Origin of the sequence: Synechococcus sp. BDU 130192, assembly GCF_963876085.1 — a bacterium.
GTDB lineage: Bacteria > Cyanobacteriota > Cyanobacteriia > Cyanobacteriales > MRBY01 > MRBY01.
Genome location: NZ_CAWNNO010000014.1, coordinates 23,453 through 30,711, shown reverse-complemented (window position 1 = coordinate 30,711; position 7,259 = coordinate 23,453). Strand labels below are relative to the sequence as shown.

Sequence of the window (7,259 nt, the reverse complement as noted above, 5' to 3'; positions counted from 1 at the left end):
CTCAAAGCTAAAAGCCAAAAGTCAACCACGGGCCTGCAATTGCCCAACTTTACCCCCAAGGCGACTGTGCCTGATGTTCCCCCGTCAGACCAGACTGAACCGACCAATGAAGCACCTGTAAGCTCCTTGGATCATGCCCTCAAAGCCTCAGAAGATCATGACCCCCAGACAACAGCACCAGCAATAGACACAGATACTGCTGCACAAGATTCTAATCCCCCTGCTGCCGAAGTCTCAGAAACGCCTCCGGCAGAGGATTTGGATTGGAATTCACGGTTTTTTACCCGGTTAAATGCCCTGGCCGTGGATGGGGAAGATTCCACCTGGTTAATGCCGGAGCCGGAACCGCCGACATCGCCCCCTGAAGCAACCCTAGAAGCAGAGAACCCAACACCGACACCATCGCCCCGCTTGGAAATTGTTGTCGATAGCCTCTGGGATGAACAGCTTGAAGTCCAAAGCCCAGAAGAGGTACCGGAAGCTACCCCAGAAACAACTGCCGAATTCCCTGAGCCGGAAATGCCTTTCGCTCCAGAAACAAAAACTGACCCACCACCATTACCGATTCCAGAACCCCAGCTTCACCTTGATAAAACGGCTTACCAGGTGGCAGATTTAGCCGTTGTTGAATTGAGTTTACCCGCCGGGGGCGATCGCCTCCATGGACAACTGTGGCTCCAGGATCGCCAAACGCGGGAACTTTTAGCCGGGCCATTTCAACTAATGACCTTTACCCCAGGCCCCGAAGGACGGCTCTATTGTCGCCAAGTGGTTTCGATTCCCCCCGGTGCTTTGGCGTTGAGGTTTGAGGCGATCGCCCTTGACCCCCACTCCCAGCAAGAAAGCCGTAAAGTGAGCCAAGACTGCCAGGTGTTGCCAACCGCCGCCACGAACGGAGACTGGCCTGCCCTCGAATCTGGAGAATCTTGGTGATGTTACCCTTGGGCAAAGAATCGTTCTACTCGGTTTGTCTGGCATAACGGAGCATTTTGATGAAAAAACCCATCCTGATCATTGCGAGTTCAATTTTGGCCCTCGGTGTAGTGGGGGGTGGAGCTTTGCTAGCAACGGAAAACTGGTTAGGCCAGCGCCTGGAAACGGAACTCGAAAGCGAACTCACCGAGAGCACGGGCATTGAGGCGGCAGTAGGTCAGACCGAGGTGCAACTCCTCCAACGCCGGGTGATGTTCCATGATTTGGCCTTTGCGAATGTGCCGGGCTTTTCTGGGGAAAATCTATTGGTAATTCGTCACATCGAGCTACAAAACCCCCAACTACAAGGCAAACCCCTCCAGGTGGCGATCGCCAACCTCGAAGGGGTCACAGTGAATATCGAAGGCGATCTAAATGACTTGCCGGATCCGCGCCTTGTGGGTGCCCTACCCAATGTCAACATCGCCCAATTGATCGAACAACTAGAGCCACAGATCCAAACCTCCACCACGGCCGATGGTCAACCCACCACGACATTTACGGTGGATCAACTAGCGGTGCAAAATATCCAGGTAAATTTAAACCTTACGGTGCCCTGGCAGGAGCAGGCGATCGCCCGGCAGATTACCGTACCGGATGTTAGCCTTACGGGGGTGACGAACCTCAACCTGGGCGACAAATTAGGCGAAAGCCTTGGGGCGGCCCTCACCGAAGAATTATCCTTGTTTTTCTTTGAAGAAATTTTGCCCGGTTCTTTCCAATATGCCCAGGAATCCTTACCTGGAAACCTAGACCTCTCCGGGTTTGAACTGCCGGACACCATCGAAATCCCATCCCCCCAGCGCCCCTAGCCTGACCTTGGGGAACAATTGCGGCACGTTTGAATTCTTTGCGCTGCAATGGGGTCGTGTAGTCCCTGGAAATTTTGGCTATCCTTAAGACGGCAAAAGGCGATCGCCACGATTCCGATTTCTAGTTATTTTGTCATTGTTTCAAGTGTGAGTATTTTATGGATCAGCGGCCACCATCAACGGGAACTTGCCCCAGAAAAATTACCCAGGCCCGACAGCAACCTTGGCGTCACCGTCTCCAGGCCTTTTGTCTCGCCCTTGGTTTGAGTGGCCTTTCCCTCGGTATCGAGCCTCTCACCGCCCAGGCCCAAGTCAATAATCAACTAGACGAATATTGCCGCCTCAATGCTGGGGCGATCGCCGCGAAAGATCAACGGCGTGCCGCCGCGATCCAAGGTGATCGTAGCGCCCAAGCCGAGTACCAAGCGCTCCTACAACAACACAAAGATCAACTGCAGCGTTGCCGTCAAACCTACTGGCCACGGCACCAGGCCATGTGGCTCCGCGTCTATCCTTGCGACACAAAAGCCGGGATGATTGAGCGGATTCTCGATGACATTGTCAATAAAGGTTATGACCAGCTTTATCTCGAAGTCTTTGCCGATAGCCAGGCCCTGTTACCCAAAAACCAAAACAATACCCCCTGGCCATCCCGCATCCAAACCCCCGGCCTCGAAAATCGCGATGTGATGGCTGAAATCATCGAAAAAGGTCGGGCGCGTGGTCTAGAGGTCTATGCTTGGCTATTTGGGATGAACTACGGCTATGTCTATGGAAATCGGGGCGATCGCCAAAGTGCCATGGCCCGGAATGGTTACGGTGAAACCAGCCTCGACTTTGTCCAAGATGGTGCCCAAGCCTTCGCAGATCCCTACAATGCGATCGCCCAGGCCGACTATAAAAATCTTGTCAATCAAATGCTCCAGCGGCAACCCGATGGCATTTTATTCGATTACATCCGCTACCCCCGTGGCACCGGTGCCCGCTCCGTGGCAGCTTCCGTGGCGGATCTCTGGATCTATAGCCCCGCCTCAGCCCAAGCCCTCTACGACCGCGCCGAAAATCGCCAGGGTCTAACCCTCATCGAAAAATATCTCCGCCAAGGCAACATTACCGTCGGGGATGTGGCGGCAGTTTTAGCCCAATATCCCGAAGAAGGCACGCCCCGGTGGCAGGGTCGAAAAATCCTGGGGGATGAAGCCGATCTAGACGTCAATGTTCTCCATCAACGCCTCGTAGCGGAACTTTGGTATCTCACTGTCAGCCATGCGGCCCAAGGGGTTGTGGATTTTGTGAACAGCGCCGCCGCCCAGGCCCAAAGTCGCAATATTCCTGCGGGGGCCGTATTTTTCCCGGGGGGTAATCAACCCGTCGGCCAACGGGGTTTTGATTCTCGCCTCCAACCTTGGGATAAATTTCCTGGTTCGATGGAGTGGCACCCCATGGCCTATGCCGTCTGTGGCAACAGCAGTTGCATTGTTGACGAGATTAACCGGGTGCGCCAGTTTGCACCAGCGGGGACAAAGATTATTCCGGCCTTGGCGGGAGATTGGAACCGTGCCCAGGATAATCGCCCTTCCCTCAAGGATCAAATGGCCGCCATCAAAGCTAGCTTCCCGGACATTACCCAGGTGAGTCATTTTGCTTACTCTTGGCAGGAACCACAATTTGATAATGACCGCAAATTTTGTCGCGTCTAGAATACTGGGGAGATTGGCTCGGTGACGAGGTACTTAGAGATTCATTGCATAGGTGTCATGAACGATTCAAGCACACCCCACAATAGAATCTAGTCATCGGTAGCCAATTATTTTCCCTAATCTTTTCTCTGTGATGGTTTTGTCGTCATTATCTCGTTTGTCTTCCCGTTTTTTGATTCATCAACCGGAACCTTGGTGGAAGCACGTGGTCGTGGCGATCGCCTATTGTGTTACAGCCCTGTTTTCTCACAATTTTACGGTTTACCCAGAAACAGGTTCGACGCCCATTTGGATTCCGGGGGGGCTAGCGGTGGGCTTCCTGGTCGTGTGGGGGCTGCCCATGTGGTGGGGGGTCTTGGGGGGAATTTTGGTTGCAGAGATCGTCATTTACCAAGCTTGGCTCAGCGTGCCTAATTTGTTGATGACCCTCGGCATTACGGCGATCGCCACCGCCGGAAAAGTCCTAGCAGCCTATTGGTTACAATGTCGCAACCAACACCGTTATTTTTTAGACCGACCGGAGACGACCCAAAATTTCATCCTCTACAGTTGCATTCTGAGCCACCTCCCCGTGGCGATCGCCTGTGCCCTCATCGTTTGCCTGGCCGGGAAAGCCCCTTGGTCGCTGTACCCAGAAATTGCTGGGACTTGGTTTCTCAGTGACAGCTTTGGTATTCTCATTTTTGCGCCTCTAATTATTGCCACCCAGCATGGCTACCGTGAATTTATCCATCACCTCAAAAAATATTGGTTAGCGGCCATCAGCATCGCCACCCTGACCCTCGGCATTAGTCATCTGGTGATCAACGGCTACCACGGGGAATATCTCCTTGCCCCTCTCCTGGTGTGGACAACCTTTCAGTTTAAAGAAGTTGGCGCAACACTCCTGATGGTGATGATCGTTTTGATGGTGGCGATCAGCACCGTCCAGGGCTATGGCACCTTTGTGGGGGAGTCGTTACGTAATTCCCTGCTGCTTTCGCAATTTTTTATTGCCTGCATTGGCCTGATGACGTTGATGTTGATTGCGGTACTAAACGAAAAAAAGCAAGCCAAAGCTGATCTCAAGGCAATGAATCAAACCCTTGCCAGCCAAAATCAACGCCTCGAAGAGCTGGCGACCCAGAAAGAATTGGCCCATCAGCAGCGGGAAAATCTCTTGGTTAAATATAATCAAGCCCTGAAACGACAACTAAACCTTATCCAGGCTAAACAAGCCGCAGAAATGGCGGCCCAGGAAAAGAGTGAATTTCTCGCCAACATGAGCCACGAGATTCGCACGCCCCTAAATGGGGTGATTGGTGTGGCCCAATTGCTACTGACTATGGATCTCAAGGACGATCAAGCAGAATTGGTCGCCATTATTGAAGACAGTGGTAAAACCCTACTGAATATCATCAACGATATTCTTGATTTTCTCCGCATTGAGTCGGGCAGCCTCCGCTTAGAAGCCCGTTGTTTTTCGTTTCAGGAACTGTTGAAATCTGTCTTTACCCTCCTAAAAGTACAGGCCGACCAAAAGGATATTGATTTGCAATATTGTGTGGCGGATTCGATTCCCAATATTTTGATGGGGGATGATCTACGGTTGCGGCAAATTTTGTTTAACCTTTTGGGTAATGCCCTCAAATTTACGGCAACGGGATCTGTGCAATTGGTGATCACAAGCCACACGGTGCCGTCCCTGAGCGATCCCCCAACGGAGGAACTGAGTTTTCAAATTTTAGATACGGGCATTGGCATTCAGGTTGCGCAACTCAATCAACTATTTCAACCCTTTATTCAGGCTGATGCTTCCATTAGCCGTCGCTATGGGGGTAGTGGCTTAGGGTTGGCGATCGCCAAACGTCTGGTGAATCTCATGGGTGGCAAAATTTGGGTTGAGAGCAATGGTGAGCTGGCCGGTGATCCACCGCCAGACTGGTTTACCCCCGGTGAACTCGATCCCCAGAGTTATGGGGCTTCTTTTTACTTTACGTTTTTGAGCCATCCCGTCTCAGAGCTAGATGGTGCTTCCAAACAAAATTGAACGCGCGGAATAATTACGCAGAGTGGAGGAGGGGGGCAGCCCCCAGAAGTTTCTGAGTGTAGGGGTGTTGGGGATGATTGAAAATGTCGGTAGTCTGGCCTAATTCAACGATTTTGCCCTGGTTCATCACCGCAATGCGATCGCATAAAAATTTCGCCACCCACAGATCATGGGTAATGAATAGATAAGTTAGATTAAACTCCGCTTTTAGGGCTTGCATTAAATCTAAAACCTGGGCCTGGATACTCGCATCGAGCATACTCACGGGTTCATCACAGATCACAAGGCGCGGCTCGGTAATCAAAGCCCTGGCAATGCCCACCCGTTGCTGTTGTCCCCCAGACAATTGCCGAGGATAGCGGGCGTAATATTCTTCGGCGGGCGTTAAACCGACCTTTTCGAGCATTTGTAATACCTTTTCTTTAACCGCTGGCCCCGTCGCTAACTGGTGAATGTGGAGGGGATCGCCGATATTTTCTCCCACGGTCATCAACGGATTCAAAGAAGCATGGGGATCTTGAAAAATCATCTGGAGGTGCCGCCGTTCCGGTCGCATTTGTCCCACTGACAGTCGGTTTAATTCTTTCCCTGCAAAGATAACTCTGCCACCCGTAGGTTTGATCAGTTGCAAAATTGTCCGGGAGAGGGTGGATTTGCCGCAGCCGGATTCCCCGACAAGGCCCAAAATTTCCCCTTCATAGATGTCAAGGTTAATCCCATCGACAGCGCGGATCACCTGGGTTTTTTTGCCCGTGATTAGCCGTTGAAACAGGTTGCTCTCCAGGGTGTAATGTTGCTCTAGGTTTTCGAGGGAGAGGATCGCTTGTTTCTCTTGGTGAGAGGAAATTTCTTGATCGCTGTGGAGGTGGAGGGCGGCTTCGAGGAGGGATTGGGTGTAGGGATGCTGAGGGTCATTGAAGATTTGTTTAACGGGGCCAGTTTCGACGATTTGACCTTGGTGCATCACGGCAATGTCCGTGCAATATTCGGCGACCATGGCGAGATCGTGGGAAATCAGCAACAAGCCCATCTCCCGTTCGGCGCAGAGACGGGTCAGTTCCTGGAGGATTTCGTTGGCGACGGTGACATCGAGGCTGGTGGTCGGTTCGTCGGCAATGATGAATTTGGGATCGAGCAGCAGGGCCAGGGCGATCGCCACCCGTTGACGCATCCCCCCGCTAAATTCGTGGGGATATTGATGCCAGCGGTTTTCGGGAATGCGCACAGCCGCCAGGGTTTCCAGGGCTTTTTGTTTCGCGGCTTGGGCGCTGAGGTCGGGACGATGGCAGCGGAGGGTTTCGAGGCAGTGGTTGCCGATGGTCATCAGGGGATCCAGCCGGGTCATCGGGTCTTGGAAAATTAACCCCACCACTTCGCCTCGGTAATGGCGTAGGGCTTCGCCCTTGAGATCTAAGATGGGTTTTGCCTGAAAAGTGGCATTGCCAGTCACTTGGGAACCCCGTGGCAGCAGTTGCAGCAGAGCGCGGCCAATGGTGGATTTACCGCAGCCGGATTCCCCCACGAGGCCGAGGCGATCGCCTTGATTCACCTGAAAAGACACCCCAGCAACGGCCCACTGTAAAGCTTGACCCTGGGCGGGATAGGCGATGTGTAGATCTTGAACCTGAAGCAAAGGAGGGGTCATGACAAACTCACCAAGGAACACTGACCCTCTGATTTTAAGGGGATTTCTGGCCCTGCCGAGTATTTTTCCAGATAAACAGTATATTTTTAGAGACTCTTCCA

At 52.4% G+C, this 7,259-nt stretch carries 4 protein-coding genes and 1 pseudogene; 4 read left to right on the top strand and 1 reads right to left on the bottom strand.

Annotation, left to right across the window (positions count from 1 at the left end):
* The 4 genes and pseudogenes from AACT35_RS06095 to AACT35_RS06080 form a co-directional block, all read left to right on the top strand.
* A pseudogene (locus AACT35_RS06095) lies at window positions 1–933 on the top strand (hypothetical protein); the annotation flags it as partial.
* Between the two features lie 59 nt (window positions 934–992).
* Window positions 993–1,784, top strand: a complete 792-nt coding sequence (locus tag AACT35_RS06090; protein WP_099239075.1) for a hypothetical protein — start codon at window positions 993–995, stop codon at window positions 1,782–1,784.
* Between the two features lie 158 nt (window positions 1,785–1,942).
* Window positions 1,943–3,484, top strand: coding sequence for a hypothetical protein (locus tag AACT35_RS06085; protein WP_099239073.1), 1,542 nt, complete (start codon window positions 1,943–1,945; stop codon window positions 3,482–3,484).
* A gap of 172 nt (window positions 3,485–3,656) precedes the next feature.
* The gene (locus AACT35_RS06080) at window positions 3,657–5,513 is read left to right on the top strand and encodes an MASE1 domain-containing protein (protein WP_339374593.1); all 1,857 of its coding nucleotides are present in this window, start codon (window positions 3,657–3,659) and stop codon (window positions 5,511–5,513) included.
* A 13-nt stretch (window positions 5,514–5,526) separates the two neighbouring features.
* On the opposite strand, the gene AACT35_RS06075 is transcribed toward AACT35_RS06080, so the two are convergent.
* Entirely contained in the window at window positions 5,527–7,158 is a 1,632-nt protein-coding gene (locus AACT35_RS06075; protein ID WP_099239069.1) for a dipeptide ABC transporter ATP-binding protein, read from the bottom strand.
* Between the last annotated feature and the right edge of the window lie 101 nt (window positions 7,159–7,259).

Excerpts from the sequence above, each read along its gene's own strand:
- AACT35_RS06090 (WP_099239075.1), top strand. The coding sequence starts at position 993 with ATGAAAAAACCCATCCTGATCATTGCGAGTTCAATTTTGGCCCTCGGT.
- AACT35_RS06085 (WP_099239073.1), top strand. The coding sequence starts at position 1,943 with ATGGATCAGCGGCCACCATCAACGGGAACTTGCCCCAGAAAAATTACC.
- AACT35_RS06075 (WP_099239069.1), bottom strand. The coding sequence starts at position 7,158 with ATGACCCCTCCTTTGCTTCAGGTTCAAGATCTACACATCGCCTATCCC.